We start from the raw sequence: 21,341 nt of genomic DNA on the forward strand, positions 1-21,341 counted from the left end.
TTCCTGTCTGCACGCGACGCCTTTGGCCTGCGACAATAGCGCTCCCAGGTGACTGGCACCACGCCGGCCCGACCCCGGCCCGGTCAGCCGATCCGCTCGATGACCAGCGGTGCCGCGCTCGGCGCGGTCGGCGCAATGTGCACCGCGCGACTTGCCTCCGCCAGAGCCGCCGGAATTCGGGTCGAATCCTCCGCGCGCAGCTCGTAGAGAGGGTCGCCGGCCCGCACCGCGTCGCCCGGCCGCCGGTGCAACACCACACCGGCCGGCACGCTGACCGGATCCTCCTTGCGGGCCCGGCCCGCGCCGAGCCGCCAGGCCGCAACCCCCATGGCGTACGCGTCGACGGCCGCCACGTATCCGTCCCGGTCGGCCCGGACCACCTCGACCTCGGGGGCGGCCGGCATGGGCGCGTCCGGGTCGCCGCCCTGCGCCCGGACCATCGCCCGCCAGGAGTCCATCGCCCGCCCGTCGCGCAGGGCGGCCTCCGGGTCGGCGTCCGGCAGGCCGGCGGCGTCGAGCATCTCCCGGGCCAGCGCGAGGGTCAGCTCCACCACGTCGGCGGGGCCGCCCCCGGCCAGCACCTCGACCGACTCGGTCACCTCGACCGCGTTGCCGATGGCCAGGCCGAGCGGGGTCGACATGTCGGTGAGCAGAGCGACCGTCCGGACGCCGTGCGCGCCACCCAGCTCCACCATCGTGCGGGCCAGCTCGCGCGCCTGGTCGACGGACTTCATGAAGGCGCCCGAGCCGACCTTGACGTCGAGGACCAGCGCGCCGGTGCCCTCGGCGATCTTCTTGCTCATGATCGAGCTGGCGATCAGCGGGATCGCCTCGACGGTGCCGGTCACGTCGCGCAGCGCGTACAGCTTGCGGTCGGCGGGAGCCAGCCCCGCGCCCGCCGCGCAGATCACCGCGCCGACCTCGCCGAGCTGGCTGATGAACTCGTCGTTGGTCAGCGCGGCCCGCCAGCCCGGAATGGACTCCAGCTTGTCCAGCGTTCCGCCGGTGTGCCCGAGGCCGCGCCCGCTGAGCTGCGGAACGGCCGCTCCGCAGGCGGCCACCAACGGGGTGAGCGGCAGGGTGATCTTGTCGCCGACGCCGCCGGTCGAGTGCTTGTCGACGGTGGGACGCCGGACGGCCGAGAGGTCGAGCCGCTCACCGCTGGCGATCATCGCGGCGGTCCACCGGGCGATCTCCGGGCCGGTCATGCCGTTGAGCAGGATGGCCATGGCCAGCGCCGACATCTGCTCGTCGGCGACGATCCCGCGGGTGTAGGCGTCCATCACCCAGTCGATCTGCGCGTCCGACAGCACACCCCCGTCCCGCTTGACCCGAATAACATCAACAGCAGCAAAACTCATCAGAAGATCTTCCTAGTTCTCTGGGGAACCGGCCGCGTTCCGTTAGCAGGTCAGGGATTGGGCCGACGTGCCCGGCGGAGGGATCAAGCCTGACCGCCCGGAGCCGGGCACGGTCGGCCCAATCCCCAAAGCTCAGCCCCAACGAACCGGGATCTCCAGAGGCGGCTCCCCCTCGCCGGCCCAGAAGATCGTGCCGGTCTCGTCCACCACGACGACCCGGGGCGTCCGGGCCATTCCCCAGGTGATCGCCTCGGCGGGATCGTCCCAGCTCGGCGCCTCCTCCAGCACACCGGTCTCGGCGCCCGCGTCGTCCCCGGCCGACCGCTCCCAGTACGCCGTCCAGACCTGCTGCCCGGCGGACATGTCCGGGTGCACGAAGACGGTGCCGCGACCGCGCCAGGCGGCCAGCCGCTCCGGGACGACCGGCACCGGCGTCTCACCGGTGACCGCCTCCAGGTCCTGGACGCCGAAGGCGTGCGGCAGCAGCTCGGCCATCCGCAGCGGGCGGGTCTTCGTCTCGATCAGGCACTCCGGGCCGCCGTTCTCCCAGAGGAGTTGCCGGCACCGGCCGCACGGCATCAGCGGCTCGCCGGTGGCGTCGACGCAGGAGAGCGCGACGAGCCGACCGCCACCGGTGGCGTGCAGGCTGGACACCACTCCGCACTCGGCGCAGAGCGTCACCCCGTACGCGGCGTTCTCCACGTTGCATCCGACCACCACACGACCGTCGTCGACCAGCGCGGCCGCGCCGACGGGAAAGGTCGAGTACGGGGCGTACGCGTGCCGCATCGCCTCAACGGCGGCAGCGCGCAACCGCGCCCAGTCAATGTCGCTCATAGCACCATTCTCCGGAAAAACCCCCAACCCCTGCAGCGGTGATCAAGAGGTTTGCGTCAGGAACGGCGATGTTCCTGACGCAAACCTCTTGATCAACACAACGAGGGTGGGTGTCAGCCCTTGATGTACGGCTTGCCGTCGGCGGCGGGCGCCCGGACCCGACCGACCAGGCCGGCGACCGCCAGGATGGTCGCCAGATAGGGCAGCATGGCCAGGAACTGGCTGGGGATCGAGCTGTTGATCGCGCTCAGGTAGGTGGCGAGCTGGTCGGCGAAGCCGAAGAAGAGCGCGGCGAGCAGCGCCCCGGTCGGGTTCCACCGGCCGAAGATGAGCGCGGCCAACGCGATGAAGCCCTTGCCGCCGATCATGTTCTTGGTGAACGAGTAGAGCGCCAGCGTGTACGACGCGCCGCCGATACCGGCGACCACACCGGCCAGCAGCACGTTGCGGTAGCGCACCCGCAGCACCCTGACCCCGAGCGTGTCGGCGGCGATCGGGTGCTCGCCGACCGACCGGGTACGCAGGCCCCACCGGGTGCGGAACAGCCCGATGTGGATCACCAGCACCAGGAGCAGGCCGACGTAGAGGAAGATGTTGCCGCGGAACAGCGCCGGCCCGAGCACCGGGATGTCCTTGAGCAGGGGGATCTCCCAGTTGCTGAAGCGCGGCGCGCTGTTGTACTTCTCCGCGTCGGTCTGCATCAGCCGCTCGTAGAGGAAGCCGGTGACGCCGACCGCGAGCAGGTTCAGCACGATGCCCATGACGACCTGGTCCACCAGGTAGCGGATGGCGAAGACGGCCAGCAGCAGCGAGATGAACGCGCCACCGATGGCGGCGGCGACCAGGCCCACCCAGACGTTGCCGGAGAGGCTGCCGAACAGGGCGCCGCTGAACGCGCCCATCAGCAACTGCCCCTCGATGGCCACGTTGACCACGCCGGACCGCTCGCAGAGCACACCGGCGAGCGCGCCGAAGATCAGCGGCAGGGCCAGGATGAACGTGCCCCGGATGATGTTGACCAGCGGCATGAAGTTCTGCCCGGTCGGCGCGGCGGAGACCTGCCAGCAGAGGAAGGAGAGCACGAAGGCGACCAGCCCGACGCCGAGCACCGGCAGGAACCAGCGCTTCGGCACCCCGGCGAGCAGGGCCGCGCCGGCGGCGATCGTGATGATCCCGAACAGGATCGCGCCGATCGTGCCGTTGATCTCCAAGGCGGCGCCGGCCGCGTCGTCGCTGAGCGTGAACCGGGCCTGCTGGTCGGTGGCGAGCGCACCGAACAGCACCGCCGCCAGCAGGCCGAGCGCCGTCAGCGTGAGGCCGACCTTGCGGGTCCGGGTCCAGAAACCCTCGTCGACGCCGACCGCGACGTCGGGGACAGCCATGGTGGACATGCGTTACCAGCCCTTCGCCAGGCTCGTCTGCAACCGGGCGGCCCGTGCGGCCCGGAGCTGGAAGATCGCCTTCACCAGGGCGGGTGCGGCGATGAAGATGACGATCAGCGCCTGAAGCACGGTCACCAGCTCCAGCGAGATGCCGGAGTACGACTGCATCCGGTTACCGCCGGCCTGGAGCGCACCGAACAGCAGCGCGGCGAGCAGCACTCCCCACGGCTTCACCCGGCCGAGCAGCGCCACCAGGATGCCGTCGAAGCCGATCTGCGCCACCACCAGCGGCGTCAACGCGCTGGCCGTCGAGCCGAGCACCATGTTCGAGCCGCCAAGACCGGCCAGGATCCCGGAGAAAACCATGATCAGGATGTACGTCCGGGTGACGCTGATGCCGGCCGTCCGCGCGGCGTCCGGGTTGGCGCCGACCGCCCGCAACTCGAAGCCGAGGGTGGACCGGTTGAGCAGCCAGGCGACCGCCCAGGTGGCCAGCACGGCGAGCAGGATGCCGGCGTGCACCCGCAGGTTGTCACCGAGCAGACGGGGCAGCTGCGCGGAGGTGTCCACCGCCTTGCTGATCGCGTCGGTCCGGGTCGGATCCTGCACGCCGTTCTGCACGATGAGCCAGGTCAGGAAGTACGTGGCGACGTAGTTGAGCATGATCGTGTTGATCACCTCGTGGGCGCCCGCGCGGGCCTTGAGGATGCCCGGGATGAAGCCCCAGATCGCCCCGCCCAGCGCGCCGGCGAGCACCGCCACCAGCAGGTGCAGGCCGGGCGGCAGCGGCAGCAGGAAGCCGGCCAGTGCGGCCAGGATGACGCCGACGGTCGCCTGACCCTGCGCGCCGATGTTGAACAGGCCGCCACGGAAGGCCAGCGCCACCGCCAGGCCGGTGAAGACCAGCGGCGCGGCGTACGTCAGCGTCTCGGAGATCGGCGCGAGCACCGCCTGCCAGCCGTTGCTGCCGTTCACCCAGCCGGAGAACGCCTCGGGGTCGAAGATCGAGCCCTTGAACAGGTTGGCGTACGCCTCGCTCACCAGCGTCCAGCTCGAACTGAACGCGTCCGAGGGGCGGGCGGTGATGTAGGTGTAGGTGTGCAGCACGTCCGGGTCGGAGACGACCATCAACACCGCGCCGACGACGATCGCCAGCACCAGCGACAACAGGGTCACCGTGAAGGTGTTGGCCGCCCAGAGGTTGTCCAGGAAGAGCCGGCCCAGGGACGGCTTCGGCTCCGGCGTCTTCTCCGTCGTGGTCGTGCCGGCCCGCTCGGTGTTGCCGAGGGCGTTCTGCGCCGCCTGCGCCTCGCTCGCCGGCTCCTTGTCCGGAGAGCCCGACTGCGGATTGGGGTTGGTCATGCCTCGTCCTCGCTCGCGGGGCCGTCGGCGCGCGCCGGACCCCCGTCGGCCGCGCCACCAGCGGTAGCCGTGCCGGGCTGGGCTGCGGTGCCGGCGGTGGTCGCGTCGGGCTCGGCCGGCGTGCCCGCGCCCGCCGCGTCCGGGTGGATGCCGGCCATCAACAGACCGATCTCCTCACGCGGGGTCTCCGGGCCGACGATGCCGATGATCCGTCCCCGGTACATCACCGCGATCCGGTCGGCCAGCCCGACCACCTCGTCCAGCTCGCTGGACACCACCATGACGGCGGTGCCGATGTCCCGCTCGTGGATGATCTGGCTGTGGATGAACTCGATCGACCCGACGTCCACGCCACGGGTGGGTTGGGCGGCGATGAAGAGCTTCAGCGGCCGGGACAGCTCCCGTGCCACGATCACCTTCTGCTGGTTGCCACCGGAGAGGGTGCCCACCGCCGCGTCCGCCGATGAGGTACGGACGTCGAACTGCTCGATCCGCTCCCGGGCCGACGACGCGATGGCGTCGGGCTTCAGGGCGAGCCCGCTGCCGAAGGGTGGCCGGTCGTAGATGTCCAGCACCAGGTTCTCGGCGACGCTGAACTCCTTGACCAGGCCGTCCACGCTGCGGTCCTCGGGTACGTAGCCGACGCCGGCCCGGAGCACCCGCTTGGGCGTCCAGCCGTCGATCCGGTCACCGCCCAGGCTGACCGTGCCGGCGAGCACCGGGCGCAGACCCATGATCGCCTCAATCAGCTCCGTCTGGCCGTTGCCCTGCACGCCCGCCACGCCGAGCACCTCGCCCGCCCGTACGGTCAGGTCCACGCCGTCGACCGCCCGGATCTGCCGGTCGTCGTCGACGACCAGCCCGGCCACCTCCAGCACCGGCTCGCCCGGCGTGGCCGGCGACTTGTCGACCGTGAGGCGCACGCTGCGGCCCACCATCAGCGCGGCCAGCTCGTCGCGGCTGGTCTCCGGGGAGGCCGTGCCGACCGTCTTCCCGCGTCGGATCACCGTGATCCGGTCGGCGATCGCCTTGACCTCGCCCAGCTTGTGGGTGATGAAGACGATCGACTTGCCGGCCGCCTTGAGCGACCGCATGACCGTCAACAGCTCGTCGGTCTCCTGCGGGGTGAGCACCGCGGTCGGCTCGTCCAGGATGAGCAGGTCGACGTCGCGGGTGAGGGCCTTGACGATCTCCACACGCTGCTGGATGCCGACCGGCAGGTCCTCGATCACCGCGTCGGGGTCGACCCGCAGGTTGTAGCGCTCGGACACCTCCGTGACCTCGCGCCGGGCCCGCCGCCGGTCCAGGAAGCCGGCGATACCGCCCCGGACCTGCTCCGCACCGAGCATGATGTTCTCGGCGACGGTGAACACCGGCACCAGCATGAAGTGCTGGTGCACCATGCCGATCCCGGCCGCGATGGCGTCGGACGGCCCCTTCAGCCGCAGCGGCGTGCCGTCGACCAGGATCTCGCCCTCGTCGGGCTGGTAGAGCCCGTAGAGCACGTTCATCAGGGTCGACTTGCCCGCGCCGTTCTCGCCGAGCAGGGCGTGAATCTCTCCAGGCTCCACCGTCAGATCGATGTGGTCGTTGGCGACCAGATCACCGAACCGCTTGGTGATGCCGCGCAGTTCGAGTCTCAGCGCAACCTCCTGGAGTGCGAGCGATGGTGCAGCCTAGCTGCCGTCGAACGGGCCGGAACGCCTGGCCGACGCGGTGCGCGATCGGCCGCTCCGACCCCCACGGTCACCGCGGGGCCGAAGCGGCCGATCGGTCGTACCTGTGCCCACCGACCTCTCCGATGATCTCACCGGAGAGGTCGGCCGGACGTCACTTGGTCGGCTGGGCCTTCGAGGTGACGGTGATGGTGCCGGCGGCGATGTCCGCCTTGATCTTGTCGACCTCGGACTTCAGCTCGGCCGGAACCTTGCTGTCGAAGTCGTGGTACGGGGCGATCGAGACACCGGTGTTGGCCAGGGTGCCGACGAAGCCGGGGTTGGCCTGCAGCTTCTCGCCACCGGCGGCCTTGACCACAGCCTCCTTGACGGCCTCCGGGATGTTCTTCACCACGGTGGTGATGATCGCGCCGCAGTCCGGGGTGCTCTCGCAGCCGTCGACGTCCACCCAGATGGTGTTGTACTTGCCGCCGGAGGCCTTGGCCGCCGCGGTGGTGCCGAGGCCGGAGCCGCCGGCGACCGGCATGATGATGTCCGCGCCCTGGGCGACCAGCGCGTCGGAGACCTTCTTGCCCTCGTCCTGCTTGGCGAAGTCGTTGGTGAAGGAGCCCTTCTGGGTCTCCTTGTTCCAGCCCAGCGCCTGGACGTTCTTCTTCTTGGTGGTGTTGTAGTACGCCACGCCGTCGACGAAGCCGTCCATGAAGATCGTCACCGGCGGGATCGGCAGACCGCCGTAGGTGCCCACCTTGCCGGACTTGCTCATCCCGGCGGCGAGGTAACCGGCCTGGAACGCGGCCTGGGCGGTGTCGAACTGCATCGGGTAGATGTTGGCGTCACCCGGCTGGGCGTCGACGATGCCGAACTGCTGGTTCGGGTTCGCCTTGGCGATCTTGGAGGTGGCGTTGGCCATCAGGCCACCGACGGCCAGGATGAAGTCGCACTTCTGGTTGACGTACTGCGTCAGGTTGGGCTCGTAGTCGGCCTCGGCCTTCGACGCGACGTACTTGATGTCGATGTTGTCGTTGGCGGCCTTGGCCTCCTGCAGACCCTTCCAGGCCGAGGTGTTGAACGACTTGTCGTCGATGCCGCCGACGTCGGTCACCATGCAGGCGCTGAACTTCTTGGCGCCACTGCCGGCGTTCTTGTCATCATCCGGAGCCTCGCCACACGCGGCGGCGCTGAGCACGAGCCCACCTGCCGCGAGGATCGAGGCGATCCGCATCCCACGCACCGAGCGCAAGACGTCTCCTTCCCATTGCACACCGCGCCTAGTGCGGTGGCAGCCCATCAGCCGACCTGCGGGTGTGCCGCCGGCTGTCCCACGTTACGGACGGGAGCGTACGCCCGCGCCCACCCACCGGCCGACAATCGTGCACGACTGTTGAGTGCCTGTTACCCGGGTGTAACCCTTGCGTGGGGCAGATCACTCTTCGTGCTGCTAACCGAGCCCCCAGGTGTCGCGGAAGTCCGGTTTCCGGGGTGCGGTTCCCCCCTCGGACGCTACCGCCAAAAGACCGCCACCGCCGCGTTCACCAGGGTCAGGCCGACGATCGCGAGGAAGTGGCCACGGTTGACCACGTCCCGCTTACGGGAGAAGAAGACCATGACGAAGATCAGCAGCGCGATCACCAACTTCGTCACAAGTTTCGCCGGGTTCGGCTCGTCGTCACCGCCACCGCGCAGGGGCGCGGAGAGCCCGAGGCCGGTCAGCAACTGGATCACGGCGCCCCAGAGCATGGCGGGGTTGATCCGCAGCTTCCCGCTGACGTACTGGGCGATCGAACCGCCGAGCAGCAGGGCGAAGCCGATGAGATGGACATAGAGGAGGATGAGTCGCAGTGCTTCCACGCCGCCCATCCTCCCCTATCAACGACACTTTGTAGTAGTGGGGCCGGCCGGCCGGCGCGTCGAGGGGCTCATCCCTTGACCGCTCCGGAGGTGAGGCCGGAGACGATGAAGCGCTGGAGGAACTGGAAGACCAGCACGGTCGGGATCGCGGTGAGCAGGGTGCCGGCCGCGAAGATGCCGAAGTTGGTGTTCCGCTCGGCGCCCTGCAACATGCCCCGCATGCCGACCGCGAGGGTCTTGGCGTCCGTGTCGGTGAGGAAGACGCTCGCCATCAGGAACTCGTTGATGGTGTTGATGAAGGCGAGCAGCCCGGTCACCGCGAGGATCGGCGCCACCAACGGCAGCATGATCCGGAAGAAGACCTGCGCGTGCGAGGCGCCGTCCACGGTGGCGGACTCGTCCAGCTCGCGGGGCAGGGTGTCGAAGAAGCCCTTCATCAGCCAGGTGTTCACGCCCAGCGCACCACCCAGGTAGAGCAGCAGCAGGCCCCACGGGGTGTTGAAGCCGACGGCCGGCCACAGGTCGGTGATCGTGCCGAAGATCAGGAAGATCGCCACGATCGCCAGGAACTGCGGAAACATCTGGATCAACAGCAACGACAGCAGCCCCACCCGTCGACCCGCAAAGCGCATCCGGGAGAAGGCGTACGCCGCGAGCGCCGAGAGGAACACCGAGGCGAACGAGGCGCCGCCGGCGATGAGCAGCGAATTCAGGAACCAGTGGGCGAACGCGGTACGCGCGAACAGGTCCCCGAAGTTCTCGAACGACACTCCGCCGGTCGGCACCAACTCGGTGGACGAGAGGGTGCCGAGCGGGTTGAGCGCCGCCGAGACGACGAACACGAGCGGGAAGAGGCTGAACAGCACGCCGAGCAGTCCGACCAGGTGCCGCCAACCGACCTGGGCGAACCAACGGCTCCGCCGCCCTCGGACCCGGCGGTCGAGCGTTGTCGGGCGGCTCGGGTTGATGAGCGTGGTCACGCGTACACCTCCTCCTGTTGACGGGTCCGCCGGAAGCTGATGGCCGACACCACGGCGACGATGGCGAAGATGAACAGCGAGATCGCCGCGGCGAAGCCGAACTGTGCCGCCTGCCCACCGAACGCCAGCCGATACGTGTAGGTGATCAGCAGGTCGGTGGCGCCGTTGCCGGGGTTGTCCGCCGGGAACGGCGCACCCTCGGTGGTCAGGTAGATCGCGTTGAAGTTGTTGAAGTTGAACGCGAACGACGAGATCAGCAGCGGCGAGAGCGCGACCAGCAGCAGCGGCAGCGTGACCGCACGGAAGGACTGCCAGGGTGAGGCCCCGTCGACCGAGGTGGCCTCGGTCAACTCCCGGGGGATGGCCTGGAGCGCGCCGGTGGCCACCAGGAACATGTACGGGTAGCCGAGCCAGAGCTGCACCAGGATCACCGCGGCGCGGGCCGTCCAGTCCTGGCCGAACCAGTCGACGCCGAGCCCGAACAGGTTGTTGATCAGCCCGAAGTCGGTGTTGAACATGTCCCGCCAGACCAGCAGCATCGCGAACGACGGCATGGCGTACGGCAGGATCAGCAACATCCGGTAGAGGTTGGTGCCCCGCATCCGGGGCGAGTGCAGCGCGAGCGCGATCAGCAGACCGAGGACGAACGTGCCGCCGGTGGAGCCGATCGCGAAGGCGAAGTTCCAGACCAGCGTGCCGAGGAACGGCCCGGAGATCCGCTCGTCGGTGAGTATCCGGGTGAAGTTGGACAGCCCGACGTTCACCTTCCACCCCTGGGCCAGGCGCTCGCCGTCGGCGGCGACGAACGCGCCGGCTCCGCCGTCCGCAGTCCAGGTCCTGCCGCTGTCACTGTCCCGGACGCAGTCGCAGCCCGCGTCGTACGCCCGCACGGCCCTGCCCTCGTACGCCCGGGACAGGCCGGACGAGCGCAGCGCGCCGCCGGCGGTCGGCACCACCAGGTCGGTGATGTCCCTGCTGCGCGCGCTGGCCTGACCGACGTTCAGCACCGTGTAGCCGTCGGCGGCGGTGACCTTCCCGCCGGGGGCGACGGTGACCCTGCCGGGGTCGAGCGGACGCAGACCGCCGCTGTCGCCGACGGAGACGGTGTCGGTCGCCGGGTCGGTGACCAGGAAGACCAGGGCGCCGGTGGCGGGGTCGCCCTTCGTGGCGACGGACATCGGGTACTGGGCGGAGCCCGCGACCTGCCGCACCGAACTGCTCTGGATCGCGACGATCGCGTCCTCCTTGCTGCCCCGGTGGCCGTCGCCGAAGTTGGTGAAGGCCGTGCTCGCGGTGTAGAGGACCGGCACGATCTGGAAGGCGATCAAAAGGAGCGTGCCCGGGACGAGGTACTTCGCCGGGACGTGCCGGCGGCCCGCGTACAGGTAGAACAGCGCGGCGGTGGTCAGCGCCAGCACCGCCAGCCCGATCCACTGTCCGGCCTCCACGAGCGGGAACGCCGCCCAGATCGCGATCCCGGCCACCAGGCCGAGCAGGATCACCTTCGCGGCGAGGCCGGCCGCGGTGATCGGCGCGTGGTTCCGCGCGGTACGGGACGTGCGCGGGGACCCGGTGCCCACGGGCCCCCGGCCCGGAGCCTGCTGGGCAGTCCCCGGGCCGGACAGCGGCGTACTCATTACTTGATCGAACCGGCGATCATCCGGCCGGCCGCGGTGACCGTGCTGGTCGGATCGGCGCCGCCGATGACGGCGGCCTCCGCCTTGCCGAACGGGTCCCAGATCGCGGCCATGGCCGGGATGGCCGGGAGCACCTGGCCGTTCCTGCCGGCCTCGATGAACTTGGCCAGGTCCGGGTCGCTGCCCTTGACCTGGTCCAGCGCGGCGGTCAACGCCGGCGGACGCGGGTCGGCCTGGTAGAGCGCCACCGCCAGTTCCTGCTTCGCGACGTGGTTGACGACGAACTCCTGGGCGAGCGCCTTGTTCTTGCCCTTGGCCGCCACGTAGAAGGACTGCACGCCGATGAACGGAGCGGCCGCCTTGCCGCCAGCGAAGCCGGGTACGGCGGAGATGTCGTACGCGATGCCGGCCTTCTTCACGTCGGCGGTGGCCCACGGCCCGGAGACCAGGAAGGCGCACTTCTTGCCGGTGAAGGTCGCGGTCGCGTTGGTGTCGGCGATGGATCGCTTCAGCACGCCCTCGCCCTTCTCGCCGAGCGCGGCGATCTTCTTGAACGCGGCGATCGACTCCGGCTTGCCGACGCCGAGGTCCTTCGGGTCGTAGTCCCCGTTCGCGGTGGTGCCGAAGAGGTAGCCGCCGGCAGAGGCGTACAGCGGGTAGATGTGGTACGCGTCGCCCTTCTGTCCGACCTGGAGGCAGAGCGTCTCGGTGACCTTCTTCTGCGCCTTGAGCTGCTTGCCGGCGGCGACCAGGTCCTCGATCGTCTTCGGGGCCTCGGGGGCCAGGTCGGTGTTGCGGATCAGTGCCAGGTTCTCCTGGGCGTACGGCACGCCGTAGAGCTGGCCGTTGAACGTGACGGCCTTGACCGCGCTCTCGCTGAAGGCTGCCTTCTGCTCGGCGGGCAGTTGCACCGGATCGATGGCGCCGTTCTGGACCAGGTTGCCGATCCAGTCGTGCGCGCCGATCACCACGTCCGGGCCACCGCCCTGGCTCGACACGGTGACGAAGTTGTTCTGGAGGTCCTCGTTCGGGACGGCCTGCACCTCGACGGTGACGCCGTTCTCCTGGCCGAACTTCTCGGCGAACGGCTTGAGCGCCGCGGTCCGCTTGTCGTCGGCCCAGATCACCAGTTTGCCGCCGGCGGCCGTGGGGGTTTCCTTCGTGGCCGGCTCGTCGCTGTCGCCACCACAGCCGGAGGCGGCGAGCGCCAGGCCGAGAACGGCAACCACACCCGCGGTACGGATGCGCATCGGTACTCCTGTCGTCATGGCGGGTCCGCCGGGGGAAGGACGCCCCGCCAGTGGAAAGCTGAAAGTTCTTGCTGATTGGCGCAGCGATATTGCCCCGCCGCGCTCGTATGTTGCGGGGACGTTAGCAAGACGTTGCAGACAATGGAAGGGCTTGCAGAGCACCCCGCAAGAACTTGCCGATGGACTACAGTGCCGCCATGCGCGCTCGACTGTCCGACATCGCCCAGCAGGCCGAAGTCAGCGAGGCCACGGTGTCGCGGGTGCTCAACGACCGCCCCGGCGTGGCACCGGAGACCCGGCAGGCCGTTCTCACCGCCCTCGACGTACTCGGCTACGAGCGCCCGGCGCGACTGCGCAAGCGCAGCGCCGGCCTGGTCGGCCTGGTGGTGCCGGAGCTGGACAATCCGATCTTCCCGGCGTTCGCGCAGGTCATCGAGTCGACACTGGCGCAGAGTGGGTTCACCCCGGTGCTCTGCACCCAGACCGCCGGCGGCGTGACCGAGGACGAGTACGTGGAGATGCTGCTGGACCGGCAGGTCTCCGGAATCGTCTTCGTCTCCGGCCTGCACGCCGACACCGCCGCCAACCACGACCGCTACCGGGCGCTGATCGCCCGGCCGCTGCCGGTCGTAATGATCAATGGGTACGTCCCCGACGTCGCGGCGCCCTTCGTCTCCTGCGACGACCGGGAGGCCGCCGACCTGGCGGTGGCCCACCTCGTCGCGCTGGGACACCGGCGGATCGGCCTGATCACCGGCCCGGACCGGTTCGTGCCGGTGCGGCGCAGGGTGGCCGGCTGGCGGGCGGCGATGACCCGGCTGGCCGGCGTCGCCGAGGCGGATCTCGGCCCGCTGGCCGAGCTGACGCTGTTCGGTGTGGAGGGTGGCGAGGCGGCGGCCGGCCGGCTGCTCGACCGTGGTGTGACCGGGCTGGTCTGCGGCTCCGACCTCATGGCGCTCGGCGCCGTGCGGGCGGCCCGGCAACGCGGCCTGTCCGTTCCGGGAGACCTCTCGGTGGTCGGCTACGACGACTCGCCGCTGATGGCCTTCACCGACCCGCCGCTGACCACCGTGCGGCAACCGGTCACCGCGATGGCGGTGGCGGCGGTCCGGGCCCTGGTGGACGAGATCAACGGGCACGGCGCCCCGCACTCCGAATACCTGTTCCGCCCCGAGTTGGTCGTCCGCGGCTCCACGGCGGTGGCCCCGGCCGCCGTGCGGTTTCCTTACGCAAGATCTGCTTGACTCTTGCAAAGGCGGCCGGCATATTGCTCGCACAGCCGCGCCCGAGCCTGAGACAGACGGGGAAACATCACCAATGACCGTCAGCACCACCATCACCCTGCCCCGCACGGACGACGACTGGTGGCGCTCCGCGGTCGTCTACCAGGTCTACGTGCGCAGCTTCGCCGACAGCAACGGAGACGGCGTCGGCGACCTGGCGGGCATCCGGGAACGCCTGCCGTACCTCCGCGACCTCGGGGTGGACGCGCTCTGGCTGACCCCCTTCTACACTTCGCCGATGGTCGACGGCGGGTACGACGTCGCGGACTACCGGGACGTCGACCCGATGTTCGGCACACTCGCCGACTTCGACGCGATGATCACCGACGCGCACAGCCTCGGCCTGCGGATCATCGTCGACCTGGTGCCCAACCACACGTCCAGCGCGCACCGCTGGTTCGTCGACGCCCTCGCCGCCGGTCCCGGCTCGCCCGAGCGGGCCCGCTACCTCTTCGCCGACGGCAAGGGCGCGCACGGCGAACTGCCCCCCAACGACTGGGAGAGCATCTTCGGCGGCCCCGCCTGGACCCGGATCGCCGACGGCCAGTGGTACCTGCACCTGTTCGACCCGGCCCAGCCGGACCTGAACTGGCGGCACCCGGAGGTTCGCGCCGAGTTCGAGGACGTGCTGCGGTTCTGGCTGGACCGGGGCGTGGACGGCTTCCGCGTCGACGTGGCCCACGGCATGATCAAGGCCGAAGGGCTGCCGGACGTCGGCTTCAGCACGGCGACGACCGGGCAACGCCAGGTCGAACTACTCGGCAAGGGTCGCCTGCCCTACTTCGACCAGGACGAGGTCCACGAGATCTACCGCGCGTGGCGGCCCATCCTGGACAGCTACCCGGGCGGCCGGATGGCGGTCGCCGAGGCGTGGGCCGAGACGCCGGAGCGGCTGGCCCGCTACATCGGCCCGGACGAGCTGCACCAGGCGTTCAGCTTCGACTTTCTCGACGCCACCTGGTCGGCCGACTCGTTCCGCAAGGTGATCGACACCGCCCTCGCCGAAGCGACGGTGGTCGGCGCGCCCACCACCTGGGTGCTGTCCAACCACGACAAGCAGCGGCACGTCACCCGCTACGGCGACGGCCCCGACGGGCTGCGCCGGGCCCGTGCCGCCAGCCTGCTGATGCTCGCGCTCCCCGGCTCGGCCTACCTCTACCAGGGTGAGGAGTTGGGCCTGCCCGAGGTTCTCGACCTCCCCGACGAGCTACGGCAGGATCCGGCGTTCCTGCGTACGGGTGAGAGCCGCGACGGCTGCCGGGTGCCGATTCCGTGGAGTGGAGAGCTGGCGCCGTACGGCTTCGGGCCGGCCGGCAGCGAGCTGAGCTGGCTGCCCGCCCCGGCGACCTGGCGCGCCCTGTCGGTCAGCACGCAGGCCGGCGCCCCGGGCTCGACGCTGGAGCTGTACCGGACGGCCCTGCGCATCCGCCGCGAGCACCCGGCGCTGGCCGCCGACGCCGGCGAGGTCACCTGGTCGCAGACCGAGCCGGGCGTGTTGGCGTTCTCCCGCGGCGCGGGTGACACCGTGCTGACCTGCGTCGTCAACCTCGGCGCAGCGCCCGTGGCACTCGACGGGTACGGCACGCCGGTCGTGGCGAGCGCGCCGCTCACCGACCACCTGTTGCCCGTCGACGCGGCCGCCTGGTTCGAACGGCGCTGAGCGGGTAAGCCAATCTCGACCTGGTCGTCCGTCGTGCCCCGCGCCAACGGGCGACTGGGCTGCCGACCCCTTGTGGTGGGGGGTGAGGTGCACCGGCGCCACGCGGAACGGATTCCGCGCGGCGCCGGTGCTCGTGTGACGCCCGTGGTGCGCTCCGGCCCCGGGCCCTGACCCGCCGCGTCACTTCGCGGTGAGCAGCGCCGCGATCCGGGTGAAGCCGGCGCGCACCTCGGCCTCGTCCGGTGGCTCGGCGGGCTCGCCGTGACCCGCCTCGTCGGCCGCCGCGTCCAACTCCTCGTCGATCACGTCCTCGAAGTCTCCGTACAGGTCGGCCCCCTCGACCTGCCGGGCCTCGTCCTCGGCGGCCACCTGCGCGGCGGCGATCTCGCTGCGGATCTCGTCGGCCGACAGCGCCGGCAGCAGCGGTTCCACCACGGCCATCAGCTGCTCCTCGGCCACCACCGCCTCGGCCAACGCCAACGCGTGCGGCCGTTCGTACGGCCCGCAGACCACCGGCTCCCACTCGTCCAGGTCACCGAGCGGCCCGAAGGTGATGATCCACGGCAGGCCGAGCATCGGCGAGTCGGCCGGCAGGTCCAGTGTCATGAGTGCGCCCACGGGCTCATCATGGTCCGCGAACGTGAGCGCCGGTGCCGTTCTGTTCAGTTACCGCCCGTCCGGCGGTCGATGAGAGACCGGTCGGCTCAGTCGTGTCGGGTGGCGTCCAGGGCGGCCCGCACGAGAGCGACAGCACGATCCGGGGTCACGCCGAGCCGCCGCGCCTCGGCGGCGTAGTCGACGGCGAACCGGTGCAGCCGGTCGACGGCGTCGTCCCGCCCGGGAGCGACGAAGGTGCCGTTGCGTCCCCGGGTCTGCAACAGGCCGGCCGCCTCCAGCTCCCGGTAGGCCCGCGCCACCGTGTTCGCGGCCAGTCGCAGGTCGGCCGCGAGCTGCCGGACGGTGGGCAGGCGGCTGCCCACCGGCAACCGGCCGTCGCCGATCAGCTCGGCGAGCTGCACACGCACCTGCTCGTACGGCGGCACCGGCGAGTCCTGGTCGACGGTGATCAGCACGTCGGACATCTCCACCCTCACCCCGCACCGCCCGGGGCGCCGGGGTCGGTGTCCTCGTCGACATCCACCACGGGGGCGCCCGCCGCCAGGTCTACCACGCGCCCACTCCGGCTGGTCGCGAGCAGCGCCGCGCCGAACAGCACCAGTTGGTTCAGCAGGTAGAGGTAGAGCAGCAGACCGACCGCACCGGCCACCACGGTGTACGCCGGGTTCCGCTCGGTGCGCACCACGTAGTACCGCCCGAGCGTGTTGAGCAGCGTGATGCCGACCGCGACCAGCAGCACCACCGGACGCAGCCGGGACCGGCTCATCCGCAGCCGGGGCACCGCGAGCAGCAGCGCGGTGGCGAGCACCGCGTTGACCAGCACGCTGAGGACGGCGCTGACGGTGGTCAGGCCGACCGACCCGGTGCTGCGCAGCAGAAAGCGCAGCAGGGATTCCAACGCGTCCACCGCCGCCACGGAGAGACCGAGCAGCACGAAGACGCCGATCATCACCCCGAGGTCGACCAGCCGCCGGACCACGAGGTTGCCGGGCTGCTGGTTGAGCGCGTACATGAGCCGCTGCGAGGAGCGGATCGCCTCCACCCAGCCGATGCCGGTGAACACGAGGATGACCAGGCCGACCACACCGACCGTGCCGCTGGAGTTCGCGATCTGCTGCGCGTCCAGGAACGGCAGGTTCTCCTTCAGGAACCCGGTCGCCGCCTCGCTGACCTCGTCGTTGTCCTCCAGGATCGCGCCGAAGACGGAGTACGCGACCAGGGCGAGAGCGAAGACGGCGAAGAAGCCGTAGTACGCGATCGCCGCGGCGAGCCTTCCTGCCAGCACGTCGGCGTAGAGCGTCCCGGCACGCCAGACGTGGTCGAACAGGCCCGACCGGGCACGCGCGGCACCCACCCAGCGGTCGATGCCCGCCTCGATCCGGCCGATCACGTTCACGCGATCATCCTCGCCGATCTCCCGCCGCCGTCCCGGCAACCAGTACAAGACCGCTCGCCAGCCGGCGCGCCGCCGAACGTCAGTCGCCGAGGCGGAAGTCCCGGCGGGGCTGCCACCGGGCCGGCCCACTGTGCGAGAACAGGGTGAACGCGTCGACCTCGAACATCGCGGAGAAGTCGGCCAGATCCTCGTACACCTTGTCCAACGCCTCCGGAGCGACGTCATGCGCGACGGTGACGTGCGGATGGTACGGGAAGCGGGTCTGGCGGTGCAGACCCGGCGCGGCCGCGATGGCCGCGGCCAGCAACTCGCATTCGCTGATGCCGGCGGCCACCGCGACGAACACCACCTGCGTCACCGGCCGGAACGTGCCGGTCCCCCGCAGGTGCAGCGTGAACGGCAGATGCGCGGCGGCCACGGCGGCGAGGTGCCGCTCGATGCCCGGCAGCACGTCGGTCGGGATCTCGGTCGGGCCGAGCAGCGTCACGTGCGCGGGCACCGCGAGGGGATCACCCGCCTCGACCCGTCGCCGGGTGAGCTGTGCCCCCCACGGCTCCGGGATGTCCACCGCGATGCCGATCTGCACGGTGTCGCCCGGCGGGGGCATCCCGCCGCTGCGATCCACGCTCCGTGCCGCCACGTCGGCCACCGATTCGCCCACCCGTCCCCGCAGCGCTATTCGCCGCGCATCGGCGGGAAGAAACCGACCCGCTCGTACGCGGACCGCAGCGTCGCGCCGGCCACGGACCGGGCCTTCTCCGCCCCGGCGGCAAGCAGCTTGTCCAGTTGGGCGGGGTCGTCGAGGTACGTGCGCGTGCGCTCCTGGATGGGACGGACGAACTCCGCCACCTGATCGGCCAACTCCTTCTTGAGGTCGCCGTAGCCGCGACCGGCGAACGCGGACACCAGGTCGTCGATGCCACGCCCGCTGAGCGCCGAGTAGATGGTCAACAGGTTGGACACGCCCGGCTTGGTCTCGGCGTCGAAGACGATCTCCCGACCGGTGTCGGTCACCGCGGAGCGGATCTTCTTCGCCGAGCGGGCCGGGTCTTCCAGCAGGTCGATGATGCCGGCCGGCGAGGACGACGACTTGGACATCTTGGCCGTCGGGTCCTGCAGGTCGGTGATCTTCGCGGTGTCCTTGACGATGTGCGGCGCGGGGATCGTGAACGTCGCGCCGAACAGCGAGTTGAACCGCTGGGCCAGGTCGCGGGAGAGTTCCAGGTGCTGACGCTGGTCCTCGCCGACCGGCACCGCGTTGGCCTGGTAGAGCAGAATGTCGGCGGCCTGCAGGACCGGGTAGGTGAACAGCCCGACGCTGGCCCGCTCGTTGCCCTGCTTCTGCGACTTGTCCTTGAACTGCGTCATCCGGCTGGCCTCGCCGAAACCGGTGATGCAGCCGAGCACCCACGCCAGCTGCGGGTGCTCGGGCACCTGCGACTGTACGAACAGGGTGCTGCGGTCCGGATCGATACCGACCGCGAAGAGCTGGGCGGCCGCCACCCTGGTCCGCTGGCGCAGCACCGCCGGATCGTGACCGGCGGTGATCGCGTGCAGGTCCACCACGCAGTAGAACGCGTCGTGGGTGTCCTGCAGGGCCACCCAGTGCCGCACGGCTCCCAGGTAGTTGCCGAGGTGGAACGAGTCGGCCGTCGGCTGGATGCCGGAGAAGACGCGGGGTCGCTCGGGAACGTCGGGCATGGCGATAATTCTGTCAGCAAGCATGCGGAGCCGTCATGACGGGCCGGCGCGTCGGCCCCGGCCAGCCGGTGTCGGGGCGCTGACCTCGCGTGGCCCGCTCGTCCCCGGCCGTGGACCCGGCCCGACCGCGGTGCCCCGCTGCTGTCCCGCCGCGCCCCGGTCCGCCTCGCGCTGATGGCTGACGGCGGGATCGCGCCGCTGCTCCGGCATCCGGGCCGCCGTCACCGCGAGCCGGGCGACCCGGCGTCCGTCCAGGGCCAGCACGCGCAGGAGCCAACCGTCGGCCGGTGCCGCCGGATCGGGCCCGCCGCCGTCGGGCGGCTCGCCGGGCACCGGCACCTCGTCGCCGGTCAGCGGCAGGCGGCCCAGGACTGCCATCACGTACCCGCCGACGGTCTCGTACGGACCGGCGGGGAGCGCCACACCGGTCCGCTCGGCGAAGTCGGCGAGGTTGAGCCGGCCGTCGACCACGGCCGGCAGGCCGACGTGGCTCGGGTCGGGCGGCCTGCCGTACCCGTCGTGGATCTCTCCGACGAGTTCCTCGATCAGGTCCTCCAGGGTGATGATGCCGGCGGTTCCGCCGTACTCGTCGACCACCACCGCCAGGTGGTGCCCTTCCCGGCGCATCTCGGTCAGCGCGGCCAGGACCCGCTTGCTCCCCGGCACCTGCTTGACCTCGCGGGTCAGCTCGCCCACCGTGGCGCAGGGGTCGGCGTCCGGACGGAGCAGCACGTCCCGCAGGTGCACGAACCCGACCACGTCGTCCTGGGTGCCGTCGGTGACCGGGTACCGCGAGTGCGTCTCGGCCCGTACCAGCCGGGCGGCCTCGGCGATGGTCAGCCGGGCCGGCAGGAAGACCACCTCGGTACGGGGCATCATCACCTCGCGGACGAGACTCGCCCCGGCCACCAGCACCTCGTCGATGATCCGCCGCTCGTCCGGGTCGAGCACCGTGTTGACCGCCACGAGGTCCCGCAGCTCGGCCTCGGAGATGCGTTCCCGGCCGGCCGCCGGGCCGGTACCGAGCAGATCGGTGACGAGGCGGGTCGCGCCGTCGGCGGTGCGCACCAGCACCCGGGCGACGGCCCGCGCGAGCGGCCCGGGGTCACGGCGGGACCGTTTCCGCACCCGCCGCCGGAGCCCGGAACGGGCTGCTTCCCGCATGAAAGAGATGGTAGACACCGGGTGCCCGCCGCACCGGAGATGTGCGGCTCTGTTTAAACGTGAGAGATTATGATGGAATGGCGTGCGGCGCGATCCACACCGCTCCCGAGCGCCGCCGTAGGGTGATCACCAAGGGCCACGTCCCGGCGGGCCAGGCAGGAGGCAACGACGTGAAACTGCTCGTCACCGGGGGTGCCGGCTTCATCGGCAGCGTGGTGACCCGGATGCTGCTCGACGCCGGCCACCAGGTCGTCGTCCTGGACGACCTGCGCACCGGTCACCGCGAGGCGCTCGCTCCGGACGCGACGCACGTCGAGGCGTCCATTCACGACGCCGCCCAGGTCCTCACCCCCGACGCCGGCTTCGACGGGGTGCTGCACTTCGCCGCCCTCATCGCCGCCGGCGAGTCGATGGTGAAACCCGAGCTGTACTGGGAGAACAACACGGTCGGCACGCTCGCCCTGATCAACGCGGTCCGGGCCGCCCGGGTGCCCCGGATGGTCTTCTCCTCCACCGCCGCCGTCTACGGCAACCCCACCGAGCTGCCGATTCCGGAGACCGCGGTCAAGGCGCCCACCAACACGTACGGCGCCACCAAGCTCGCGGTCGACATGGCGCTCACCTCCGAGGCCGACGCGCACGGGCTGGCCGCCGTGTCCCTGCGCTACTTCAACGTGGCCGGAGCGCACCTCGCCGGCGACGTCGCACTCGGCGAGCGGCACGACCCGGAGACGCACCTCATCCCGATCGCCCTGGAGGTCGCCGCCGGCCGGCGGGAGAAGCTCCAACTCTTCGGCGACGACTACCCGACCGTGGACGGCACCTGCGTACGCGACTACATCCACGTCGTCGATCTCGCCCGCGCGCACCTGCTCGCGCTGGACGCCGCCACCGCGGGTCAGCACCGCATCTACAACCTCGGCAACGGAAACGGCTTCACCAACCGCCAGGTGGTCGACGTGGTCCGCGAGGTCACCGGCCACCAGCTCCCGGTCGAGGTCGCGCCACGCCGCGAGGGCGATCCGGCCGAACTGGTCGCCTCCTCCGCGCTGGCCCGTGACGAGCTGGGTTGGGTGCCGCGCAAGCCCACCCTGCACGACATGGTCGGCGACGCCTGGGCCTTCTACCGCGCCCACGTCCTGGAGCAGTCGTGAGCCCGCCGAGTGAGCCGGGTGTGCGAGCCCCG

18 protein-coding genes and 1 pseudogene are annotated in these 21,341 nt (G+C 70.6%); 3 read left to right on the plus strand and 16 right to left on the minus strand.

The features are described 5' to 3' along the window. Positions 1-83: 83 nt before the first annotated feature. The 10 genes from ACIBTX_RS00665 to ACIBTX_RS00710 all read right to left on the minus strand — a co-directional run bounded on the left by ACIBTX_RS00665 (position 84) and on the right by ACIBTX_RS00710 (position 12,333). On the minus strand, positions 84-1,364 hold the full coding sequence (locus ACIBTX_RS00665; protein ID WP_363661279.1) for a thymidine phosphorylase: 1,281 nt from the start codon (positions 1,362-1,364) through the stop codon (positions 84-86). Positions 1,365-1,493: 129 nt separating this feature from the next. Continuing rightward, complete coding sequence (locus tag ACIBTX_RS00670) at positions 1,494-2,198, minus strand: cytidine deaminase (RefSeq protein ID WP_357171840.1); 705 nt, start codon at positions 2,196-2,198, stop codon at positions 1,494-1,496. 113 nt (positions 2,199-2,311) lie between these two features. Continuing rightward, positions 2,312-3,589: an ABC transporter permease gene (locus ACIBTX_RS00675; protein ID WP_363661274.1), complete on the minus strand. Its 1,278-nt coding sequence runs from the start codon at positions 3,587-3,589 to the stop codon at positions 2,312-2,314. 3 nt (positions 3,590-3,592) lie between these two features. Beyond that, positions 3,593-4,942, minus strand: a complete 1,350-nt coding sequence (locus ACIBTX_RS00680; protein WP_357124626.1) for an ABC transporter permease — start codon at positions 4,940-4,942, stop codon at positions 3,593-3,595. Further along, positions 4,939-6,585 carry an ABC transporter ATP-binding protein gene (locus ACIBTX_RS00685; RefSeq protein ID WP_396832119.1) on the minus strand — a complete coding sequence of 549 codons (1,647 nt, stop codon included), beginning with the start codon at positions 6,583-6,585 and terminating at the stop codon, positions 4,939-4,941. The genes ACIBTX_RS00680 and ACIBTX_RS00685 overlap by 4 nt, the downstream gene beginning before the upstream one ends. A gap of 187 nt (positions 6,586-6,772) precedes the next feature. Continuing rightward, complete coding sequence (locus ACIBTX_RS00690; RefSeq protein ID WP_357124713.1) at positions 6,773-7,840, minus strand: BMP family ABC transporter substrate-binding protein; 1,068 nt, start codon at positions 7,838-7,840, stop codon at positions 6,773-6,775. 278 nt (positions 7,841-8,118) lie between these two features. After that, positions 8,119-8,466, minus strand: a complete 348-nt coding sequence (locus ACIBTX_RS00695; protein WP_355048948.1) for a hypothetical protein — start codon at positions 8,464-8,466, stop codon at positions 8,119-8,121. A 68-nt stretch (positions 8,467-8,534) separates the two neighbouring features. Further along, complete coding sequence (locus ACIBTX_RS00700) at positions 8,535-9,434, minus strand: ABC transporter permease subunit (protein WP_357398681.1); 900 nt, start codon at positions 9,432-9,434, stop codon at positions 8,535-8,537. A gap of 8 nt (positions 9,435-9,442) precedes the next feature. Beyond that, complete coding sequence (locus ACIBTX_RS00705) at positions 9,443-11,083, minus strand: ABC transporter permease subunit (RefSeq protein WP_357171842.1); 1,641 nt, start codon at positions 11,081-11,083, stop codon at positions 9,443-9,445. After that, positions 11,083-12,333 (minus strand): maltose ABC transporter substrate-binding protein, encoded by a 1,251-nt coding sequence (locus ACIBTX_RS00710; RefSeq protein WP_363661273.1) that lies wholly within the window; start codon positions 12,331-12,333, stop codon positions 11,083-11,085. The genes ACIBTX_RS00705 and ACIBTX_RS00710 overlap by 1 nt, the downstream gene beginning before the upstream one ends. Before the next feature lie 179 nt (positions 12,334-12,512). Here ACIBTX_RS00710 and ACIBTX_RS00715 point away from each other — a divergent pair, with 179 nt between their 5' ends. Next, the gene (locus ACIBTX_RS00715) at positions 12,513-13,577 is read left to right on the plus strand and encodes a LacI family DNA-binding transcriptional regulator (protein WP_357124613.1); all 1,065 of its coding nucleotides are present in this window, start codon (positions 12,513-12,515) and stop codon (positions 13,575-13,577) included. Between the two features lie 73 nt (positions 13,578-13,650). Further along, positions 13,651-15,276, plus strand: a complete 1,626-nt coding sequence (locus tag ACIBTX_RS00720; protein WP_363661272.1) for a glycoside hydrolase family 13 protein — start codon at positions 13,651-13,653, stop codon at positions 15,274-15,276. A gap of 180 nt (positions 15,277-15,456) precedes the next feature. On the opposite strand, the gene ACIBTX_RS00725 is transcribed toward ACIBTX_RS00720, so the two are convergent. The 6 genes and pseudogenes from ACIBTX_RS00725 to ACIBTX_RS00750 all read right to left on the minus strand — a co-directional run. Beyond that, positions 15,457-15,894: a hypothetical protein gene (locus ACIBTX_RS00725; protein ID WP_089017805.1), complete on the minus strand. Its 438-nt coding sequence runs from the start codon at positions 15,892-15,894 to the stop codon at positions 15,457-15,459. An 86-nt stretch (positions 15,895-15,980) separates the two neighbouring features. Further along, entirely contained in the window at positions 15,981-16,358 is a 378-nt protein-coding gene (locus tag ACIBTX_RS00730) for a GntR family transcriptional regulator (RefSeq protein ID WP_357124606.1), read from the minus strand. Between the two features lie 8 nt (positions 16,359-16,366). Next, on the minus strand, positions 16,367-17,290 hold the full coding sequence (locus tag ACIBTX_RS00735; protein WP_357124603.1) for a YhjD/YihY/BrkB family envelope integrity protein: 924 nt from the start codon (positions 17,288-17,290) through the stop codon (positions 16,367-16,369). Positions 17,291-17,369: 79 nt separating this feature from the next. Beyond that, complete coding sequence (locus ACIBTX_RS00740; RefSeq protein ID WP_357124707.1) at positions 17,370-17,897, minus strand: 2'-5' RNA ligase family protein; 528 nt, start codon at positions 17,895-17,897, stop codon at positions 17,370-17,372. Between the two features lie 68 nt (positions 17,898-17,965). After that, positions 17,966-18,991, minus strand: a complete 1,026-nt coding sequence (trpS, locus tag ACIBTX_RS00745) for a tryptophan--tRNA ligase (protein ID WP_363661271.1) — start codon at positions 18,989-18,991, stop codon at positions 17,966-17,968. Positions 18,992-19,180: 189 nt separating this feature from the next. Further along, positions 19,181-20,155: pseudogene (locus tag ACIBTX_RS00750) on the minus strand (hemolysin family protein); the annotation flags it as partial. A 170-nt stretch (positions 20,156-20,325) separates the two neighbouring features. On the opposite strand from ACIBTX_RS00750, the gene galE reads away from it, so the two are divergent. Further along, entirely contained in the window at positions 20,326-21,309 is a 984-nt protein-coding gene (gene galE / locus ACIBTX_RS00755; protein ID WP_363661269.1) for a UDP-glucose 4-epimerase GalE, read from the plus strand. The last annotated feature ends 32 nt before the right edge of the window (positions 21,310-21,341 follow it).

The sequence above is a fragment of the Micromonospora sp. NPDC049359 genome, from assembly GCF_044466585.1.
Lineage (GTDB): Bacteria > Actinomycetota > Actinomycetes > Mycobacteriales > Micromonosporaceae > Micromonospora.

Excerpts from the sequence above, each read along its gene's own strand:
- ACIBTX_RS00705 (WP_357171842.1), bottom strand. The coding sequence starts at position 11,083 with ATGAGTACGCCGCTGTCCGGCCCGGGGACTGCCCAGCAGGCTCCGGGC.
- ACIBTX_RS00730 (WP_357124606.1), bottom strand. The coding sequence starts at position 16,358 with ATGTCCGACGTGCTGATCACCGTCGACCAGGACTCGCCGGTGCCGCCG.
- ACIBTX_RS00720 (WP_363661272.1), top strand. The coding sequence starts at position 13,651 with ATGACCGTCAGCACCACCATCACCCTGCCCCGCACGGACGACGACTGG.
- ACIBTX_RS00675 (WP_363661274.1), bottom strand. The coding sequence starts at position 3,589 with ATGTCCACCATGGCTGTCCCCGACGTCGCGGTCGGCGTCGACGAGGGT.
- ACIBTX_RS00740 (WP_357124707.1), bottom strand. The coding sequence starts at position 17,897 with ATGCCCCCGCCGGGCGACACCGTGCAGATCGGCATCGCGGTGGACATC.
- ACIBTX_RS00710 (WP_363661273.1), bottom strand. The coding sequence starts at position 12,333 with ATGCGCATCCGTACCGCGGGTGTGGTTGCCGTTCTCGGCCTGGCGCTC.
- ACIBTX_RS00680 (WP_357124626.1), bottom strand. The coding sequence starts at position 4,942 with ATGACCAACCCCAATCCGCAGTCGGGCTCTCCGGACAAGGAGCCGGCG.
- ACIBTX_RS00690 (WP_357124713.1), bottom strand. The coding sequence starts at position 7,840 with ATGCGGATCGCCTCGATCCTCGCGGCAGGTGGGCTCGTGCTCAGCGCC.
- ACIBTX_RS00670 (WP_357171840.1), bottom strand. The coding sequence starts at position 2,198 with ATGAGCGACATTGACTGGGCGCGGTTGCGCGCTGCCGCCGTTGAGGCG.
- ACIBTX_RS00715 (WP_357124613.1), top strand. The coding sequence starts at position 12,513 with ATGGACTACAGTGCCGCCATGCGCGCTCGACTGTCCGACATCGCCCAG.
- trpS (WP_363661271.1), bottom strand. The coding sequence starts at position 18,991 with ATGCCCGACGTTCCCGAGCGACCCCGCGTCTTCTCCGGCATCCAGCCG.